The sequence below is a fragment of the Mycobacteroides salmoniphilum genome (genome assembly GCF_004924335.1).
GTDB lineage: Bacteria > Actinomycetota > Actinomycetes > Mycobacteriales > Mycobacteriaceae > Mycobacterium > Mycobacterium salmoniphilum.
The window spans coordinates 2,035,997-2,052,070 of the sequence record NZ_CP024633.1; the positions used below are offsets into that span (position 1 = coordinate 2,035,997).

20 protein-coding genes are annotated in these 16,074 nt (G+C 62.7%); 8 read left to right on the forward strand and 12 right to left on the reverse strand.

Features of this window, described 5'->3' with window-relative positions; genetic code table 11:
• Positions 1–23: 23 nt before the first annotated feature.
• A complete protein-coding gene (locus tag DSM43276_RS10020; protein WP_078330621.1) occupies positions 24–467 on the forward strand; it encodes a nuclear transport factor 2 family protein in 444 nt (147 codons plus the stop codon).
• Positions 468–470: 3 nt separating this feature from the next.
• Here the strand turns inward: DSM43276_RS10020 and DSM43276_RS10025 are convergent, their stop codons facing one another.
• On the reverse strand, positions 471–905 hold the full coding sequence (locus tag DSM43276_RS10025) for a PPOX class F420-dependent oxidoreductase (RefSeq protein ID WP_078330674.1): 435 nt from the start codon (positions 903–905) through the stop codon (positions 471–473).
• A 130-nt stretch (positions 906–1,035) separates the two neighbouring features.
• Here DSM43276_RS10025 and DSM43276_RS10030 point away from each other — a divergent pair, with 130 nt between their 5' ends.
• Positions 1,036–1,791, forward strand: coding sequence for an MBL fold metallo-hydrolase (locus tag DSM43276_RS10030; RefSeq protein ID WP_234803073.1), 756 nt, complete (start codon positions 1,036–1,038; stop codon positions 1,789–1,791).
• A 15-nt stretch (positions 1,792–1,806) separates the two neighbouring features.
• On the opposite strand, the gene DSM43276_RS10035 is transcribed toward DSM43276_RS10030, so the two are convergent.
• Complete coding sequence (locus tag DSM43276_RS10035) at positions 1,807–2,241, reverse strand: hypothetical protein (protein WP_078330623.1); 435 nt, start codon at positions 2,239–2,241, stop codon at positions 1,807–1,809.
• A gap of 56 nt (positions 2,242–2,297) precedes the next feature.
• Positions 2,298–2,876, reverse strand: a complete 579-nt coding sequence (locus DSM43276_RS10040; protein ID WP_078330624.1) for a TetR/AcrR family transcriptional regulator — start codon at positions 2,874–2,876, stop codon at positions 2,298–2,300.
• A gap of 45 nt (positions 2,877–2,921) precedes the next feature.
• Between DSM43276_RS10040 and DSM43276_RS10045 the strand changes: the two genes are divergently transcribed.
• From DSM43276_RS10045 to DSM43276_RS10055, 3 genes are all read left to right on the forward strand, one after another.
• Entirely contained in the window at positions 2,922–3,776 is an 855-nt protein-coding gene (locus DSM43276_RS10045; RefSeq protein ID WP_078330625.1) for a phytanoyl-CoA dioxygenase family protein, read from the forward strand.
• Positions 3,777–3,948: 172 nt separating this feature from the next.
• Positions 3,949–4,590, forward strand: coding sequence for a class I SAM-dependent methyltransferase (locus tag DSM43276_RS10050; protein WP_078330675.1), 642 nt, complete (start codon positions 3,949–3,951; stop codon positions 4,588–4,590).
• Entirely contained in the window at positions 4,590–5,297 is a 708-nt protein-coding gene (locus DSM43276_RS10055; RefSeq protein ID WP_078330626.1) for a dienelactone hydrolase family protein, read from the forward strand. The genes DSM43276_RS10050 and DSM43276_RS10055 overlap by 1 nt, the downstream gene beginning before the upstream one ends.
• On the opposite strand, the gene DSM43276_RS10060 is transcribed toward DSM43276_RS10055, so the two are convergent.
• Complete coding sequence (locus tag DSM43276_RS10060; RefSeq protein ID WP_078330627.1) at positions 5,275–6,039, reverse strand: polysaccharide deacetylase family protein; 765 nt, start codon at positions 6,037–6,039, stop codon at positions 5,275–5,277. The genes DSM43276_RS10055 and DSM43276_RS10060 overlap by 23 nt on opposite strands.
• A gap of 70 nt (positions 6,040–6,109) precedes the next feature.
• On the opposite strand from DSM43276_RS10060, the gene DSM43276_RS10065 reads away from it, so the two are divergent.
• A complete protein-coding gene (locus tag DSM43276_RS10065) occupies positions 6,110–6,877 on the forward strand; it encodes a DUF2127 domain-containing protein (RefSeq protein WP_078330628.1) in 768 nt (255 codons plus the stop codon).
• An 18-nt stretch (positions 6,878–6,895) separates the two neighbouring features.
• Here the strand turns inward: DSM43276_RS10065 and DSM43276_RS10070 are convergent, their stop codons facing one another.
• From DSM43276_RS10070 to DSM43276_RS10090, 5 genes are all read right to left on the reverse strand, one after another.
• Entirely contained in the window at positions 6,896–7,435 is a 540-nt protein-coding gene (locus DSM43276_RS10070; RefSeq protein WP_109556210.1) for a hypothetical protein, read from the reverse strand.
• Between the two features lie 71 nt (positions 7,436–7,506).
• Entirely contained in the window at positions 7,507–8,466 is a 960-nt protein-coding gene (locus DSM43276_RS10075; protein WP_078330629.1) for a cytochrome c oxidase assembly protein, read from the reverse strand.
• A gap of 1 nt (position 8,467) precedes the next feature.
• Positions 8,468–9,151 (reverse strand): phosphatase PAP2 family protein, encoded by a 684-nt coding sequence (locus DSM43276_RS10080; protein WP_078330630.1) that lies wholly within the window; start codon positions 9,149–9,151, stop codon positions 8,468–8,470.
• A gap of 72 nt (positions 9,152–9,223) precedes the next feature.
• Positions 9,224–10,393 (reverse strand): RNA polymerase sigma factor, encoded by a 1,170-nt coding sequence (locus DSM43276_RS10085; protein WP_078330631.1) that lies wholly within the window; start codon positions 10,391–10,393, stop codon positions 9,224–9,226.
• Complete coding sequence (locus DSM43276_RS10090) at positions 10,393–10,800, reverse strand: YciI family protein (protein ID WP_078330632.1); 408 nt, start codon at positions 10,798–10,800, stop codon at positions 10,393–10,395. Before DSM43276_RS10090 ends, DSM43276_RS10085 begins: the two co-directional genes overlap by 1 nt.
• A 146-nt stretch (positions 10,801–10,946) precedes the next feature.
• Here DSM43276_RS10090 and DSM43276_RS10095 point away from each other — a divergent pair, with 146 nt between their 5' ends.
• Positions 10,947–11,384 carry a nitroreductase family deazaflavin-dependent oxidoreductase gene (locus DSM43276_RS10095; RefSeq protein ID WP_234803074.1) on the forward strand — a complete coding sequence of 146 codons (438 nt, stop codon included), beginning with the start codon at positions 10,947–10,949 and terminating at the stop codon, positions 11,382–11,384.
• A 7-nt stretch (positions 11,385–11,391) separates the two neighbouring features.
• Here the strand turns inward: DSM43276_RS10095 and DSM43276_RS10100 are convergent, their stop codons facing one another.
• Positions 11,392–12,378 carry a glycosyltransferase family 4 protein gene (locus DSM43276_RS10100; RefSeq protein WP_157896049.1) on the reverse strand — a complete coding sequence of 329 codons (987 nt, stop codon included), beginning with the start codon at positions 12,376–12,378 and terminating at the stop codon, positions 11,392–11,394.
• Positions 12,379–12,961: 583 nt separating this feature from the next.
• On the opposite strand from DSM43276_RS10100, the gene DSM43276_RS10105 reads away from it, so the two are divergent.
• A complete protein-coding gene (locus DSM43276_RS10105) occupies positions 12,962–13,417 on the forward strand; it encodes a MarR family winged helix-turn-helix transcriptional regulator (protein WP_078330678.1) in 456 nt (151 codons plus the stop codon).
• Here DSM43276_RS10105 and DSM43276_RS10110 read toward each other — a convergent pair.
• Both DSM43276_RS10110 and DSM43276_RS10115 read right to left on the reverse strand, forming a co-directional pair.
• The gene (locus DSM43276_RS10110) at positions 13,414–14,895 is read right to left on the reverse strand and encodes a flavin-containing monooxygenase (protein ID WP_078330634.1); all 1,482 of its coding nucleotides are present in this window, start codon (positions 14,893–14,895) and stop codon (positions 13,414–13,416) included. The genes DSM43276_RS10105 and DSM43276_RS10110 overlap by 4 nt on opposite strands.
• A gap of 43 nt (positions 14,896–14,938) precedes the next feature.
• Positions 14,939–16,072, reverse strand: coding sequence for a PrsW family intramembrane metalloprotease (locus DSM43276_RS10115; RefSeq protein ID WP_109556211.1), 1,134 nt, complete (start codon positions 16,070–16,072; stop codon positions 14,939–14,941).
• Between the last annotated feature and the right edge of the window lie 2 nt (positions 16,073–16,074).

Consider the following 16,074-nt stretch of genomic DNA (forward strand, 5'->3'; position numbering starts at 1 on the left):
TCGGGGGAAGGAAAGTTGTCGGGATGTCATCAGCGTCGGTGGTTGTCGGTCTATGGGTAGCGCTTTCGGAGAGAAACTGGGCGGCCGTCACCGCGTTTCTTGATGACGACTGCATCTATTTGGATATGCCGGTGGGACCCACCGCCGCGGCATGCGGACCGGAGAACATCGTCAAACGTCTGAAGATCGGGCTCGAACCACTGAAGGATTACGTGCACCATGACGGACTGATCGTCGCCAACGGCGAAGACGTGATGTACGAGCATTCCGAGACCTGGATCTGGAACACCGGGGAATCCGCGCTACTGCGTTTCGCTTCCGTGCTGAAGGTGGTCGAGGGAAAGATCACGCTGTGGAAGGACTATTGGGACATGGGGGCATTGACGAACTTCGCTCCTGCGTCGTGGTTGGAAGACTTGGCGAACGCGGATATGAGCTGGGTTTACGACGCGACGGGACAGGTTTGAGGCTCAGCGCAGCTTCTCGCCGTATATGCGCCCGACCTTGAGGGCCATCAGCACGCGGCGGTCCGCCACCATGACCGCGCGGTACTCCTCCCAGTCGGGATGTTCACCGGCCGCACCGCGGTAGTAGTCGACGAGCGCTTCGACCTCGGGTCCGCGTGGGTCGGTACCCGGTCCGGTCAGGGATACGTCTCCCTCGGCCGTTGCCCAGGCCCATCCGTCCGAGCTGGTGACCTCCAGTGCTGCGCGGGGGTCGCGGCGAAGATTCACGGTCTTGGCACGGCCATCGGTCATCGAGACGTAGATGACGCCCTTGCCCCGGTCGTAGAACGGGGTGACGGGGGAGAGCTGCGGTAGTCCGTTGGACTTGATGGTCGCCAGTATGCCGATGCGGCTGTCGGCGATGAGCGCATGCGGATCGAACTGCTGGACAGCATTCATATCTGCACGAACCAGGCACATCGGACGGGTATTCCATGCGGTCGATGCGGACGTTACTGTGAGTGAAGGTTGGCTTCGGCAACGCGATACGAGGTGAGATGTGAAGGTCCACCATCTTAATTGCGGCACAATGGCATTCGGGTTCGTGGACCACTGCCTGCTGGTGGAGACGCCGGGTTCGGGGCTGGTGCTCATCGATACCGGTTTCGGTCTTGACTGCGTCCGGAATCCACGATTACTCGGGTGGACGCGGCACGCCATCGGACCCGTTCTGCGGGAGGCTGAGACGGCGGTGCGACAGATCGAGGCACTCGGATATGACCCGGGCGATGTGCGGCATATCCTGCTCACCCATCTGGACTACGACCATACGGGTGGCCTCGCGGATTTTCCGTCGGCAACCGTGCACGTGCACGGACCCGAACTTCGGGCCAGTCGGCAGCCAACCGTCGTCGATCGAATCCGTTATCGCACTGCACAATTGTGCGGCCACGGAGTCAATTGGCAGATCAACGAGCTCGATGGTGGCGAGCCATGGTTCGGCTTTGGGGCCGTCCGCGACCTCGATGGGCTACCGCCGGAGATCTTGGTGGTGCCGCTCTACGGCCATACCCGGGGCCACGTCGGCGTCGCCATCGACACTGGAACTGGCTGGCTGCTGCATGCCGGCGACGCCTACACGGAGCCGCACGCGCTCGGTACCGGCCCATTGACCACCGCGAGCAGGGCAATGCACATGATCACCGCCCATCCGAGTCACCCACGTGCTCAACTGCAGAACATGCGGCGTCTCACGGAGCTCGTCACCGATCATGCCGAGGAAGTCACGGTGTTCAGCAGCCACGACAGCGCCGCGTTCACGCGGCTTGCGTCAGCGGTTGTGTGAGGTGTCGATCCTGGTCTAGGCGACGGTGACCGTCCCGGTGCAGTGAGCAATGTTCTCGTCGTTCCAGAAGAAGCCCGAACGACCGCCGTAATCGGTGGTGATCTCTACCTGGCCGGGGCCGGTGACGACATTGAAGATCGATGCTCCTGCTGTGCCCGAACCGTCGCCGTGCGCTTCGCCGACAGCGCCGGTGGTCAGGTTGCGCCATTGGAAGTACGCCTGCTTGGGTCCGGCGAGACCGTCCGTGGCGTTCATGTTGAGCGTGCCGGGAATCAGGTCGCGACGTGCATCGGCTTGGCTCGCCTGCCAGGCACTGACGCGCACGTCACCGTCGAAACAGAGGGCTACCTCGCCCGACGGTGCCGCCATTGCCGCCGGGCATGAGGAAAGTCCCGCGCCGAGAACGGCGAGGGTGAGGGCGGCCGCACGGCCAACAGGTATCGAACGCATGCAGGGAGTATCGCCCATGTGTCGTAGATCTGGCCAAAGTTTCCCTAGGCGAAGGTTCAGTCGGCTCCCAGGGCGGCGGAGATCAGGCGCCACAGCCGCTCGGTGATCTCCCCGGGTGCGGGGAGTGGGGTCAGGCGGAGCTGCTGCGCAATCCCGTATCGAATTCCGCCGATGATGAAGGCGCCTGCGCTGTCGGGGTCGATGTCTGCGGGCAACTGGCCCAACTTCTGGCCGCGCCGGATGTTCTTGGCCGCGTTATGGCTGATGCGTTGCAGATAGGTCGCCTCCAGTTCGGCCAGTTGGGGGTCTAATGCGGCGCGGTTGAGCAGGATCGGGGCCAGTGGGTCGGCCACGTGATAGTCGACAAATCGGCGGGTGCGGTCCAGCTCGTGAACACGCCAGTCGGTGTCCAGGGCCAGATGTGTGTCGGCAATGGCGTGGACGAGACCCTCGTAGAACTCGTCGTAAATGACCGCGAGCAAGCCGCTTTTGGATCCGAAGTGATGGTAGAGGGCGCCGGTGCTGAGTCCGGCACGGCGGGTTAATCCGCTGAGATCCATGACTCCGTTGCCGCGGACGAGTTCGTCACGGGCGGCGTCGATGAGCTGTTGACGTCCGATTGAGGGGCGTGCCACTATCTGATAGTACAAAACATAATTATCTTATGTTTAGGAGTAGTGATGAGCACGGAAGTGTCATCGTTGGTGGATTTGGGCGGCGACCTGGCCGGAACTCATCGACGGACCGTGAGTAGCGGGGAGTGTGTCGATCCTGCTGTGGCCGAGGCGGATTTGGCGGCGATGCGCCGCGACGGTTACGTGATCTTGCCGGATTTGCTGACCACTGACGAGCTGGTAGATATTCGGGAGGCCGTTGCGCCGCTGCTGAATCTGCACGGCCGAAACGGGTTTGAAGGGCATACCACTCAGCGGGTGTACAGCGTGCTGAACAAGACGCGTGCTTGTGACCGGATCGCGGATCACCCGCGGGTGCTGGCCCTGCTGGATCGGCTTTTCCTGCCGAACTATCTGTTGTCGATGTTGCAGGTAATCAACATCCTGCCGGGTGAGCAGGCACAGATGCTGCACACCGACGACGGCTTCTATCCGATTCCGCGTCCCCGCGCGGGTCTCGGTGCGGCGACGATCTGGGCGATCGACGACTTTACCGGCGACAATGGTGCCACCGATGTCATTGCAGGCAGTCATCTTTGGGGCGACAGGCGGCCAAAGGACGTCGAGCGTGAACCCGTGGTGATGAAGGCGGGTTCCTGTGTATTCTTCCCCGGCACGCTATGGCACGGCGGAGGCGCGAACCGGTCCGATGCCGCACGGCTGGCGCTGACAGCTCAGTACTGCGAGCCATGGCTGCGTCCGCAGGAGGCGTTCACCTTGTCGATGACTCGCGACACCGTGCGAGCGGTGTCCGAAGACATTCGCCGGATGCTTGGGTACAGCATTCACCCGCCGTTTATCGGCCAGGTCGACGGCATGCATCCCAAAAGGCTGCTCGAATCAGGTGACCAATCGCTGTAATTGTCATGAGGAGAAGCGCTTTCGGCTGCTGGCGGCTTGGGTCATGCGGTCCTTGCAGCACTAAAGTGACAGGTCACAAGGTCAAACGAGGCTCCTGGGGTGCGAACCTGATTAATGGAACTGCTGTGCCGGTTGTCTAGGCATGGATGGGTGCCCGGCGTACGTTGTGGCCATGACGACGGTTCAACGGCGAGCGTTTAACAACACGGTCACGCGTTTCTGGAGTGTGGTGGCCAAGGCCTATGACTGGGGTCCTCTGCAGCGGTGGGTATACCAGCCGGCGCAGGACGAGATGCTCGCCCAGGTGAGAGAACGCAATTCCCGACGTGTCGTTGACATTGCTTGCGGCACTGGAATCCTCGCGTCGCGGTTACGTGCTGAACTCGCATCGACGCAGGTATCCGGCGTTGATATGTCCGAGGGCATGCTCGCTCAGGCTCAGGCTCGTTCCCCATTGGTCAACTGGCAGGTCGCTCCCGCTGAGCATCTTCCGTTCGACGATGGCGTTCTGGACGCAGTGTTGTCCACGTCCGCCTTCCACTTCTTCGATCAGCCCGCGGCCGTCGCTGAGTTTCACCGAGTATTGACGCCGGGCGGTTTCGCGGCGGTGGCGACCATCAGCCCCCGCCGCCACCGGCTGGCACGCTTACATAGACTGGTGAGCAATCGCGTTCCCGCGAATATGCCTACTCCTGCGGAAATGCGGACACTCTTCGAGAACGCCGGGTTCCACGTCGCTGTGCAGCGCCCGGTCCGCCGCCCGATAACGCCGCCCCTGGTGTCCGTCGACTGGATCACGGTGGGAGTCAAGTGATGTTGCACATCCCGGTTGCTGACGGCACCGTGCCCGTATTGCTCTCCCTGCCAACCGGATACACCGGCGGCCCATTGCCTGGCGTAATTGCCATTCACGACATCCTGGGTCTGCACCAAGACATCACCCGAATCTCTCAACGCATAGCGGACCAGGGCTACATCGTGGCGACCCCTGACCTCTACCACGGCGGCAAGGTGCGCTGCATTACCCGGGTGATGCGCGAGGTCATGATCGGCGAGGGCCGCAGTTTCGATGATCTGGCCGCGACTCGTGAGGCTTTGGTCGCGCGACCGGAGTGCACGGGAGCCGTTGGCGTTGTCGGCTTCTGTCAGGGCGGCCGGTTTGCCCTGCTCGTCGCCTCGCGGGGATACGAGGCAGTGGCGCCGTTCTACAGCACACCGCTACCACCCCGTATAGAGAAACACCTACAAGGCAGCTGTCCGGTGGTCGCCAGCTTCGGACGTCGCGACCCGTTCGGCACCGGTTCGGGCGCAAAGTTGCAGCGGATCCTGGACCGCGCCGACGTGGAAAACGATATCAAGACCTATCCGGGAGCAGGCCATTCCTTCGCCAATGAGCTTCCCGCACAACCATTTCTTCGACTCGCCGGCTTTGCGTTCCACGAGGAGGCCGCCACGGACTCCTGGGAACGGGTCTTCGCGTTCTTCGGTAAGCACCTCGCTAGTGCTGATAGACGTCGTTGAGTGTCACTGTGCGCAACTGCCGTTCCCCGATGACGTCGAGCATCTGGTGATAGACGGTGGTTACCGGCGGGTGGTTGAGGTGGCCGATGACGATCGCCTGGGGATTGAAGTACTTACGGGCCATGTCCACGATGTATTGCGGAGTGACAACTCCGGAGTCCGACAATGACCCGTACCAAAGCACCGGGGGTCCGTAGCCGAGCCCCTGAGTAACCGAATCGGTTGCGGCGTTGTGCTTTCCGTAGGGTGGGCGGAAGAATGGCGCTGGGTTGACTCCGTAGGTGTTGGTCAAGAACTTGGTATTGCGGGTCAGCTCGTCCGCGATCTGCTCGGCGGTCAGTGTTGTGAGATTCGGATGAGACCACGTGTGATTGCCGAGCTGGATCTGCCCGCTGTCGACGAGCGGGCGAAGAAGTGGGGCGTTCTGCGTCCATCCCGCGTTCACGCCGTTGACGAAGTAGGTCAGGCGGATTCCGGTATCACGTGCCAGCTGGGTGTACGCGGCGATGACGTTCGTATCGGTGCCATCGTCAAGGGTCAGGGCGAGTAACCGCTGGCCGTCGGTGCGGGCCGGCAGAGCGGTCAACGCACCGCCGCCGGGCAATGGCACCCGCGTCAGCCCGCTGCTGGAGGCTCCGGCTGAGGTGCCGGGGTCTGCCACCACGACGGCTGATTCGATGACAGAAGCGCCCGCTGCGGCAGCGGCTGCCAACAAAGTCAAAAACCGACGACGATCGAACACGACGACAGGGTAGCGCCGGAACCTGGATATCCTGCGGCGCCGCGGGTGGTGTCCGGCTACCGTTTCTGGCGTGATCGATTTTGCGCTGAGATCGTGTGGCCTACGGGGGCATGCGACATTCGCTCCCGATGAACAGCCCCTTCGGGACCGCCTGAGAGTCGCGACGCCCGCGGGGGAAGCCTGGCGTTGCTTGCGGTGCGAGACGTTTGTCGTCGGTGCCGCACGGTATCGAGGACCGGCCGACACCGCACCAGAAATTCCGCGCGGACGGCTCCTACGCGATCGGACCTTGATGCGCCTATTGGCCGTCGAGCGGGTGTTCCGGGGTCTGGTCATCATGCTGCTGGCCGCCGGGGTCATGAAGGTCCGTGGTTCACGCGAACATCTCCAGCAGGTCTTCGAGCGGGACCTGCCGCTGATTCGCCCGCTGGCCAACCAGATCGGATGGAATCCGGACGATTCCAAGATCGTGCGCCACATCGGTGACGCGTTCTCGCTGTCGTCCTCCACACTGATGTGGGTGGCAGTGGGATTGGCGGCGTATGCCGCGATCGAGTTCATCGAGGCCTTCGGTCTGTGGCTGATGAAGCGCTGGGGTGAGTACTTCGCCGTCATCGCGACGAGCATCTTTCTGCCGCTGGAGATTTACGAGGTTATTGAGAAGCAGACGGTGCTTCGGGTCCTTGCCATCGTGGTGAATGTCGCAGCGGTGGTCTGGCTGCTGTGGAGCAAGAGATTGTTCGGGCTCAACGGCGGCGGAGAGGCGTACGAGAAGGAGCATCGCGCCGAAAGTCTGCTGAGTGTCGAGCGGGCGGCGTTGGCAGAGAATCTGCACTAGCGTTCGGCGAGCAGCCGGTCAGCCCGTCAGGCCGTGACTCGCCAACCAGTCCTCGACGGTGATCGTGGTCGTGACCTCGTCGAGGTCCAGGACCAGGCGGGTCTGGCGGTTGATCATCTGCACCGCGCGGTCGCAGACGGCGATCGACTCACGATGCACCGCGGCATCGATCGCGTCGTTGATGTCCGAGGGGAGATCCGCCGAGTCCTGGGTGAGGCGTTCGGCCGTCCGTGCGGCGGTGACGGCGATTTCGCGCAACGTGTGGTGAGCATGGCGACGAATCGTCTCCACGTGGGTGATCCCGTGGGCCAACGCAAGGTACTTCTGGCGAGAGTCCGATTCGGGCGCGTGCGCCCGGCCGAGCCGATTGGCCGCCTCGCGAATTCTGTCGGAATCATCGACCGCCTCGAAGGCAAGGTAGAAGCCCGCGACGGCGCGACCGATGGGCGTCGAGGTGTCGACGGCGGGAGAGGCAGGTCGTGGCGGACGCTGGGAAGTGGCAGATTCGGGCAGAGGAGAGTCGACGAGCGACGGTAAGGCGCACCGCGGGACATCCATCCGTCCATACTGCCCGAAAAATAGACGGAGTGTACAGAAGTTCGCTGGGAAAGATACCGGTGGCGGGACTGTCAGTGTCGTCCGAATCGCTCGCGCAGCTGTGGGTCGTTCTCCCACCATAGTGTCGGCGTCGCCGGCTTCTCGGCTGTCGCGTTGCCCGGGTCGAGTGAATTCTGGTCGGCGCGGTCGAGTTCGGCGTCGACCCGCGCGGCCTGCGCCTTGTCGTCGGCGGACAAGGCGCGCATGAGTAGCAGCAGGAAGGGTAGGCCAAGGACATCGCCGAGGATCCAGAGAATGCCCGCGCCCAAGGTCTGATCCGTTCGCAGATCCGGCCCCCAGGCGTGGCGCAGCGCCAGGTAGTACGTTGACGCCACAAGCGGGCCCTGCCACAGCACCAGGCCCAAGACCCCGTCGCCGATGGTCTCGGCCACGCTGATCACCAGCGATATCAGCTGCGGATATTTATGAGGTACGGGGTCTACCTGCAGGCGTGCGTAAAAGTACGCAAACCCAATCAATACCAACACTGTTCGTGTCATCGCACCGAGCAAGCCATGAGTGAGCGATGCCGTGTACCACGGCGTCAGATACAGCAACCAGGGTGTAGCCAGCATGGCCAGGGATGTCGTGAGCGGGTGAGTCAAGACTCGTGCGGGTGCCGACGATAGTGCTCGATCAAATCTGGCCAGCCCGGCCGGTGGTAGCGCGCTACGCATAACGGTGATCGGCCGACCGAGGGCCAAGAAGAACGGTACGACCAGTAGTAGCAAGACAACCTGCAATGCCCGCATCCAGAACAGCACGTGTGCGTAGACGCCGACCGCGCTCATGCATGCGAGCACCCAGCATCCGACTCCTGCGAAGAAGCAACTCGCCCACACGCCACTGATATCCGATTGGCGACGCCGCGCGCGGGTCAGGGCCCAGCCGTATCCCGTGCCGAGGGCGATAGCGCAGAGGGCTGCCGCCGCATCGAAATACCATGCACGCCACACCATTACCCAGGTCAGTGGTTCCGTGGGTGAGAACATCTCAGGCCGCGGGGCCCGGGGATCGGGTGGTCATCGGCTTCTTGTGAAGGGCCGCCGCCGCGATCGTCACCACTAATGTCGACAGCACCACTGCCGCCACGACATCGACCACCCAGTGGTCTCCGAGGTAGAGGCGACTGCCGGCCACCAACATCACCGCCGTTATTGCCGCCAACAGGGCCGCCAAGCGTCGCCAGCCGCTATGACGGTAGGCGACCACTACGGTCAGCATTCCGGCAAGAGCGGTAGTGCCCGTGACGTGTCCGGAAGGAAAGGACCAGCCGGTTTCCGCAACTAGCTGCGTGTTGATAGGTGGACGGTGTTCTCCCACTGTCCATTTCGCCGCCGCGGCAAGTGAGAACGCCGACACGACAGCGGCGGCTACGGTGGCCGCGGTTCTCAAAGAGCGTGTGAAGCGCCAAATCGCAAGTGTTGCAATAACCGTCGCTACGGACACCGTCGCCGGGCTACCGATGTCGGTGACATCAACCGCGGTCGAGGTGAGCCAACTGTGCCGGTGAATCACCAACCAGTCCAGCGTGCGGTGGTCGACTTTGGTGCCTGAGCCGTAATGGTGCGCTATCGCTGCCAGAGTCGCGAAAACCACGAACAACGCTGCCGCGAGAACCGCAGCGGTTCGCGCGCTCGTAGTTTCGGGTCGAAGATTCCGCAGGCTGAAAGTCATCGTGTCCTTCTCGTCGATTCCGGGACCGACGAACGAGGCTAGATCCCTTCCCTGCGAATCTGCTGTCAGCGCTTAGCAGTCTCCGGTCAAGAGTCGCTGGTTCAGAGTGGCCGCTCGAAGCGTCAGGTGGTTGCGTTCGGCGAGGTTGTGGGCCTGGGCGGCGGCGTCGGTGTAGAGACGTGCGGCCGTGGCGAGGTCTCCGGCGCGCTCGTGAAGGTACGCCGAGGACGCGGTGTACCGGGGGAGGGTCGCATCGAGTTGGTCGAGTGCGGCGAGCCCGGCCCGTGGACCGTCCGCCTCGCCGAGAGCGACCGCGCGATTGAGCCGCACAACTGGGCTGTCGGTGAGCCCGACCAGTTCGTCGTACCACTCGACGATCTGCACCCAGTCTGTCTCGGCGGCCGACCGCGCATCGGCGTGCAGTGCCGCGATCGCGGCTTGTGCCTGATACTCGCCAAGTCGATCGCGGGCCAACGCGGCCTGGAGCACGGCCACGCCCTCGGTGATCAGATCGTCCTGCCACAGACCGCGGTCCTGGTCGGTCAGCGTTACGAGACTTCCGTCGGCGCGGATGCGGGCCGGGCGTCTGGCGTGGTGGAGCAGGAACAGCGCGAGCAGGCCGGCGACCTCCTCGTCGTCGGTGGTCGCGGCAAGCTGTCGGGTAAGCCGGATGGCTTCGGCCGCGAGGTCGACGTCGCCGCTGTACCCCTCGTTGAACACCAGGTACAGCACGCGTAGCACGGTGCCCAGATCACCGGGACGATCCAGTCGAACGTCGCTCACCGTTCGTTTGGCTCGCGAAATTCTTTGGGCCATTGTCGTTTCGGGTACGAGATAGGCCTGTGCGATCTGACGGGTGGTGAGTCCGCCGACGGCGCGCAGGGTCAGCGCGACTGCCGACGCCGGGGTGAGGCGCGAATGCGCGCACAGAAAGTAGAGCTGCAGCGTGTCGTCCACGGACGCCACTGGTCCAGGCAGCGACTCATCAGTGACTCCAGCCTCGCGGTTTCGTCGGGCGGTATCGGATCGCGCGATATCGACGAAACACCGCCAGGCGGTGGTGATCAGCCAGCCCTTGGGGTCGTCGGGTCGCTGCGATGGCCACGCTTGGAGGGCGCGGATCAATGCCTCCTGCACGGCGTCCTCTGCGGTGGCGAAGTCCGCACCACGGCGCACAAGCACCGCCAGCACGCGGGGGATCAGGTCCCGCAGCTGGACTTCGTCCACCGCAGGGTCGCTCATTAATCGAGTTCGCAGTGCGCGGCCGTCATGAACGGCCGAACTTCAAGCCATTCGTGGATTGGCTCGCCTTCGGCTCCCGGGGCTGCCGACAACTCCCCGGCGACCTCAATGGCGCGCTCGTACGAGTCCACGTCGATAATCATCCAGCCGGCGATCAAATCCTTGGTCTCCGCGAACGGGCCGTCGGTGACCGGGGACTTACCCTCCCCGTCGGAGCGGACCCATGCGCCTTCAGGTGTCAGGGCCTGGGCGTCGACGAATTCCCCGGTGCCTTCCAGCCGGGCCGCGAGGTCGTTCATGTATTGAATGTGCGCCTGAACTTCGGCGGGCGTCCACTGATCCATCGGTACACAATTGACGGCCGCGGGTGCACCGCGATAGTGCTTGAGCAGCAAGTACTTGGCCATGACGATCTCCCTTCGTTCGCGACCCTAGTTGGTCGCTCACCCCTGGGACGGAACCATGGGACCGTTTTCGACATCCGTCCTTGAGCTTTCTCGGATATGTGTCAGAAAGTTGACCCGTCGCGGTCGCGGAATGAGATAGTAAACGTGTGTCTAATAGTGGTGTCTCGGGCCGGGCTGTGGCCGTGATGGCACGGGTCGCGTCGCTTCTTGGTCCTGATGCGATGAGGATCGTTGCGCGGGTCATGAAGTTGGTCAATGCCGTGCCGCGACTGTTCGCGCCGCGGTTGAAACACATGGCCATCATCGAGCACGTCGGCCGCAAGTCGGGGAAGCGGTATCGCACCCCGGTCATGTGCTTCGTCGAAGACGACTACCTGTCCGTCGTCCTGAACTACGGCGCGAAGGCGGATTGGGTTCGTAATGTTCAAGCGGCCGGATCAGCGGGCGTGAAGCATCGGGGGAGGCGCTATCGGCTGGCGAATCACCGTGTGCTGCCAATAGATTCGTTGGATCTTCCTGCTCCTGTGCGGGCGATCCAAGCGTCAACCGAGAGTGCGTCGCGGGGTAGGCTATCCGAGCTGTGACAGAGGTTCAGCCCGCTGTATGTGCTTGCGCGGCAGACGGTACGAGGATCAGTTCCTCGAGTTGGCGAACGATCATTGCCGGTGATATCGGCAGCGGTGCGGAGAACACCGCCAGTAGTGCGTCGACGGACTGACCGACCGTGAACCTGTTGCGCGCGTCGTGACGAGTCGACGGTGGAAGCGACCCGCTGGTGATGGCCTCGCGGATGCCCCTGGCCAGCGCTTCGGCATTGTCCGGGGCGACAAGAATTACTCCGCCGCAGTCTGTTTCGGGTAGTCCTCCGTCGTCGGATGCGATCACGCGGCAGCCGGAGTGTTGGGCCTCGATCGAGACGATGCCGAAGGTCTCGTGCCAGTACTGACTGTTGGACGGCATAACCACAATGTCATGCTCTGTCATCAAAGCTGCCATCGTGGTCGGCGTCTTGCAGGTTGGGACTACGGAGATTCCGGGGTGCTCTCGCAGGAGTCGCTCGATGATTCGCCCCTGCGGCTTGTCGGCACCAGCAGTCGTCGCGGTGAAGCTGAGTTCGGTGTCTTGTTCGATGATGTCGATGTGCAGCGTCTCGAGGAGGGTGTAGATGCCCTTCTCCGGACTGAGTCTGCCGGCGAAGAGGATTCGGGTTCTGCCCGTCTCGTTTCTGGGCCGGGGCCGCGTGCCGAAGCAAGGTTCGGCGAATGGGTAGACGACGCTGATCGTGGCGATGTCGACGTCCAGATAGTTCGACCACAGCCGTGCCGCGTAGCGACTGGTGGCGATAAGCACCCGATCGCGGGTTCCATTGATAGCGAATGCTTTATAGCGTTCTCGGATGGGTGGCGGGTTGTGCAGGATCAGGAACGCCGGATGCCTGGTCTCCACAATATGGGGTTCGTTGACGAAGACAACGGTGCCGTCGAGCTCACCCACCTCGGCCAGCGTCGACAGCGACAGGAACGGGATGCCACTGAAGTCGCTACGGCCGTCCTCGACCCCCAGGCCGATGGTGACCACTTGAGCTGGTACGTGGCGCCGATTAAGTTCTCGGACTTGTCCGACGGTGTAGTTTTCTGAGCCGCCGGTACCGGCCGGGAGAGCGTTTCCTGGAGACCAAATGAACGAGATCATTTGCACTGCCCTGCTTTTCAGTTTTCAACGGTCGTCTTGGGATGCGGCGACGACTACAGTGAACCGCTCCCGGGAGGCCGGGGTTGGTGAATCTCCGTAAGGACCGCTGGCTGAACAACGACGCGGTTCCCATGCGAATGCAATCTCATTCGAGGTCGACCGCCACGAACCGGCTGAACGCACGACTCGAAATAAAGTAGTGATACGGACAATCTCGCGGCCCGCGACGGGGCGTGCGGAACAATCCTTCGGTGAAATGCTCGAAACCAGGATGTCGGCTCGAAGGCTACGACGATCACTATGGTGAACAAAGACAACTACCGGAACGCTAACACACAACGGCGATGTCGGCATGATTGGTCAGCCCACTGGTCAACGAACCTGCTGCGGGACGCTCGTGAAAGTAATATGCAGACACCTATGATTGATCGGGGAATACGATCTCATCGCGTCGCCTATTCTGATGCCCATGGCGCAACAGAATCCAGGCAGCCGACCCGACCTTGCGGCGCTGATGGTCCCGCTCGGCCGATCGCTGATGCGTGCGGAGCTGCCGCTGTTAGAGGCGCACGGGGTGACGATGTGGGCGTACGCCGTCTTGACGGCGCTGCGAGACAACGAGGCGAGCAGCCAGGCCAGCTTGGCCGATGCCATCGGCGCCGACCGCACGCGCATTATCGCCGTGCTCGACGACCTGCAGGATCGGAAGATGATCAACCGTCAGCCCGATCCCAGTGACCGGCGCAGCAATCTGTTGTCATTGACTGCGGGCGGCCGCAAAGCGGTTACCGCCGTGCAGAAAGCAATCCAAGACAATGAGAAGCGGATCCTTGCCGGCGTGTCCTCAGAGGATCGGGAAGCGTTTCTTCGAGTGCTTATGCACCTGGCAGCGCTCGATGATGCGCAGATCGAGCCCAGAAGCTAGGCGGCCGAGGACACGGCCTTTGACTTCGCAGTGCCGAATCGCATGTTCTCGTCCATTCGATCACGGTGGAACGCAAGCAGATCCAGCACATAGTTGTGCCGGATCGCCCACGGGCCCTTCACCCCGGAACGCGGCATATGGTCCTCGCCGCGACTTACGTAGCCCGATGACAGGTTGAAGAACGGCCGGGCTTCGAGGTCTTCGCCGTGCCGATCCGGATACGCGTGGGTGTAACCGAGGCGATCCATATAGTCGAGAAGCCGTACGACCGCCCGTGCGCTCAGGTCGGCACGAAGCGTCCACGACGCGTTGGTATAGCCGACGCTCCATGCGGCGTTCGGCACTCCTTCGATCAGATATCCCTTATAGATAAACCGATTCGGGGAATCAATGGGGGAGCCGTCCACGCTCAGCGCGATACCGCCGAATATCTGGAGGTTGAGGCCCGTCGCCGTGATAATGACATCGGCGCGTAGTTCCTCACCTGACCCCAGCCGGATACCCGAGGGGGTAAAGGAGTCGATGGTGTCGGTGACCATGCGGACGCCGCCGGCACTGATGGAATCGAAGAGATCCCCATCGGTGTCGGCGCATACCCGTTGATCCCACGGGTTGTACCGCGGCTTGAAGTGAACGTCCACCGGATAATCGGCAGGTAGCCGCTTGGAAATCCGCCGCCTGATGAACCATTTCGCGAATCCTGGCGCGCGACGGCACACGTGGTACATGATCCAGCTGAACCCGCCCAGCCAGATCCGAGCGAAATGCTGAACAAGGTTGGGCGGAAGTACTTTTCGGGCCACGCCGACGACGCGATCAGCTCGATCGATGGGGTAGACGTAGCTCGGAGAGCGCTGCAGCATGCTCACCTTCGCGCCGGCGCGCGCCAAGGACGGCACCAGCGTGACCGCCGTCGCGCCGCTGCCGATGACCGTCACCTCCTTACCGGAGCAGTCCAGATCCTCCGGCCAATGCTGGGGGTGGATCAGTTGACCGGTGAAATCGGCGATGCCCGGGAATTGTGGGGTGTAGCCGTCGTCGTAGTTGTAGTAGCCCGTGCACAGGTAGAGGAATCGGGCCCGGTAGGTCGTCGGGCCCGTCGGTGTGTCCACGCGTACCGACCAGGTATCGGTGTCGGTACCGAAGTCGGCGCCAGTCACCTTGGCGGAGAAGGTGATGTGTTGGTCGACGCCGTAATCCCGGGCAGCGTTCTCGAGGTAATCACGGATGTCGGCACCGTCGGCGATGGTGTTGCGTTCATGCCAGGGGTGGTATCCGAAGCTGAGTGTGTAGATATCACTATCGGAGCGAATTCCCGGGTACCGGAACAGGTCCCAGGTTCCACCGATACGTTCGCGGCGCTCGACGATATGAAAGCTGCGGCCCGCCGCGCTCAATCGGACGGCGGCGTTGACGCCGGATATTCCGGCGCCCACGATGAGAACGTCTATCAAGTCCTGCTCCGAGATATCGGCCATGATGCTCCTGATCGCCTTTGACTAGACAACACCCGTGATAACGCTACCCCGTGACGGGAGCGCGATACCCCGAGAGTGCTTGCAAGACCGGAGTGGCGGCCCGAGCGGCCATGACCGCGTACGCCTCCTCGGTCTGCAGAGCGACATCTCGCGGGTCGCGGGAGCCTCGTTCGATGCGATCGCGTACGAACGCCAGCTCCACGACCTGCGCCGCGAAATTCTTCACCGCGTTGCCGTTCGGCGCCCCGCCGATCCGTTTGGCCTCGGCGATGGCGCGCTTACGATCCTTGATCGAACCCAGCCACGTGGCTTCGTTGGGAGTGACCAATCCTGCTGCCACCATTCCGGGCAGCTTCTCGGCCACGACGTGCTGTTCCTTGCGTCGGCTGCGCACGCCCACCACGATCATCAGCACAAAGACCGGGACCATCCACAGCACGTACACGGCGAGGTAGCCCTCGAATCCCAGGAATGACGAGCCGTTCCAGAGGCCGTGCATGAGGACGGCCGCGAGGTAGCCGACCACGATGCAGAAAAATTTCGCGATGGCGCTACGTTGCCGCATCGAGTAGTAGACGCCGATTCCCGTCATGGTGGTGAACAACGAGTGAGCGAAGGGGCCCAGACCGAGTCGCAGGATCGCGGTGATCACCGATTCGCCCACGGTGTTGCCACTGCCGATGTAGGCGATGTCTTCGAGCCACGCGAACCCGGCGGCGGTGATGCCCGCGTACACGAGGCAGTCGGTGAGCGAGTTGAGCTCTTGACGACGGCGGCCAGTCAGCATCAGTAGTAGAAAGGCGCCCTTGGCGGCCTCTTCGATGAAGGGTGCGCGAATGGCGACGGCCCCGAATGTAGTGCCGCCGTCCGGGTCGAAAACCGACCCAAAGGCCAATTCGAGGATCATCGAGACGACGACGGCCAGTGATGCACCCCAGACGAAGGCCAGCACAAGGAGCCGTGAGGGCTCCGGCTCCCATCGGTCCAGCCACAGATAACAGAGGACAACGATCCCGATCGCGATGCTCGACAGGGCCAGCCCGATCATGGCGCCGGCCGGGTTGGAGACCAGCAGTCCGGTGAGAATCAGCCCCGTTACCAGCGCAAGCGCGATAATGACGCCGATAGGCGCCCCGACTTTCCTGATCCGCTGGGGAAACCCGGGCAGGGGCGGCATGG

Coding starts and splice junctions, on each gene's coding strand:
- DSM43276_RS10115 (WP_109556211.1), bottom strand. CDS start 16,072: ATGCCGCCCCTGCCCGGGTTTCCCCAGCGGATCAGGAAAGTCGGGGCG.
- DSM43276_RS10020 (WP_078330621.1), top strand. CDS start 24: ATGTCATCAGCGTCGGTGGTTGTCGGTCTATGGGTAGCGCTTTCGGAG.
- DSM43276_RS10080 (WP_078330630.1), bottom strand. CDS start 9,151: ATGACTTTCAGCCTGCGGAATCTTCGACCCGAAACTACGAGCGCGCGA.
- DSM43276_RS10050 (WP_078330675.1), top strand. CDS start 3,949: ATGACGACGGTTCAACGGCGAGCGTTTAACAACACGGTCACGCGTTTC.
- DSM43276_RS10105 (WP_078330678.1), top strand. CDS start 12,962: ATGGCGCAACAGAATCCAGGCAGCCGACCCGACCTTGCGGCGCTGATG.
- DSM43276_RS10025 (WP_078330674.1), bottom strand. CDS start 905: ATGAATGCTGTCCAGCAGTTCGATCCGCATGCGCTCATCGCCGACAGC.
- DSM43276_RS10070 (WP_109556210.1), bottom strand. CDS start 7,435: ATGGATGTCCCGCGGTGCGCCTTACCGTCGCTCGTCGACTCTCCTCTG.
- DSM43276_RS10030 (WP_234803073.1), top strand. CDS start 1,036: ATGGCATTCGGGTTCGTGGACCACTGCCTGCTGGTGGAGACGCCGGGT.
- DSM43276_RS10035 (WP_078330623.1), bottom strand. CDS start 2,241: ATGCGTTCGATACCTGTTGGCCGTGCGGCCGCCCTCACCCTCGCCGTT.
- DSM43276_RS10090 (WP_078330632.1), bottom strand. CDS start 10,800: ATGGCCAAGTACTTGCTGCTCAAGCACTATCGCGGTGCACCCGCGGCC.
- DSM43276_RS10075 (WP_078330629.1), bottom strand. CDS start 8,466: ATGTTCTCACCCACGGAACCACTGACCTGGGTAATGGTGTGGCGTGCA.
- DSM43276_RS10110 (WP_078330634.1), bottom strand. CDS start 14,895: ATGGCCGATATCTCGGAGCAGGACTTGATAGACGTTCTCATCGTGGGC.
- DSM43276_RS10055 (WP_078330626.1), top strand. CDS start 4,590: ATGTTGCACATCCCGGTTGCTGACGGCACCGTGCCCGTATTGCTCTCC.
- DSM43276_RS10045 (WP_078330625.1), top strand. CDS start 2,922: ATGAGCACGGAAGTGTCATCGTTGGTGGATTTGGGCGGCGACCTGGCC.
- DSM43276_RS10085 (WP_078330631.1), bottom strand. CDS start 10,393: ATGAGCGACCCTGCGGTGGACGAAGTCCAGCTGCGGGACCTGATCCCC.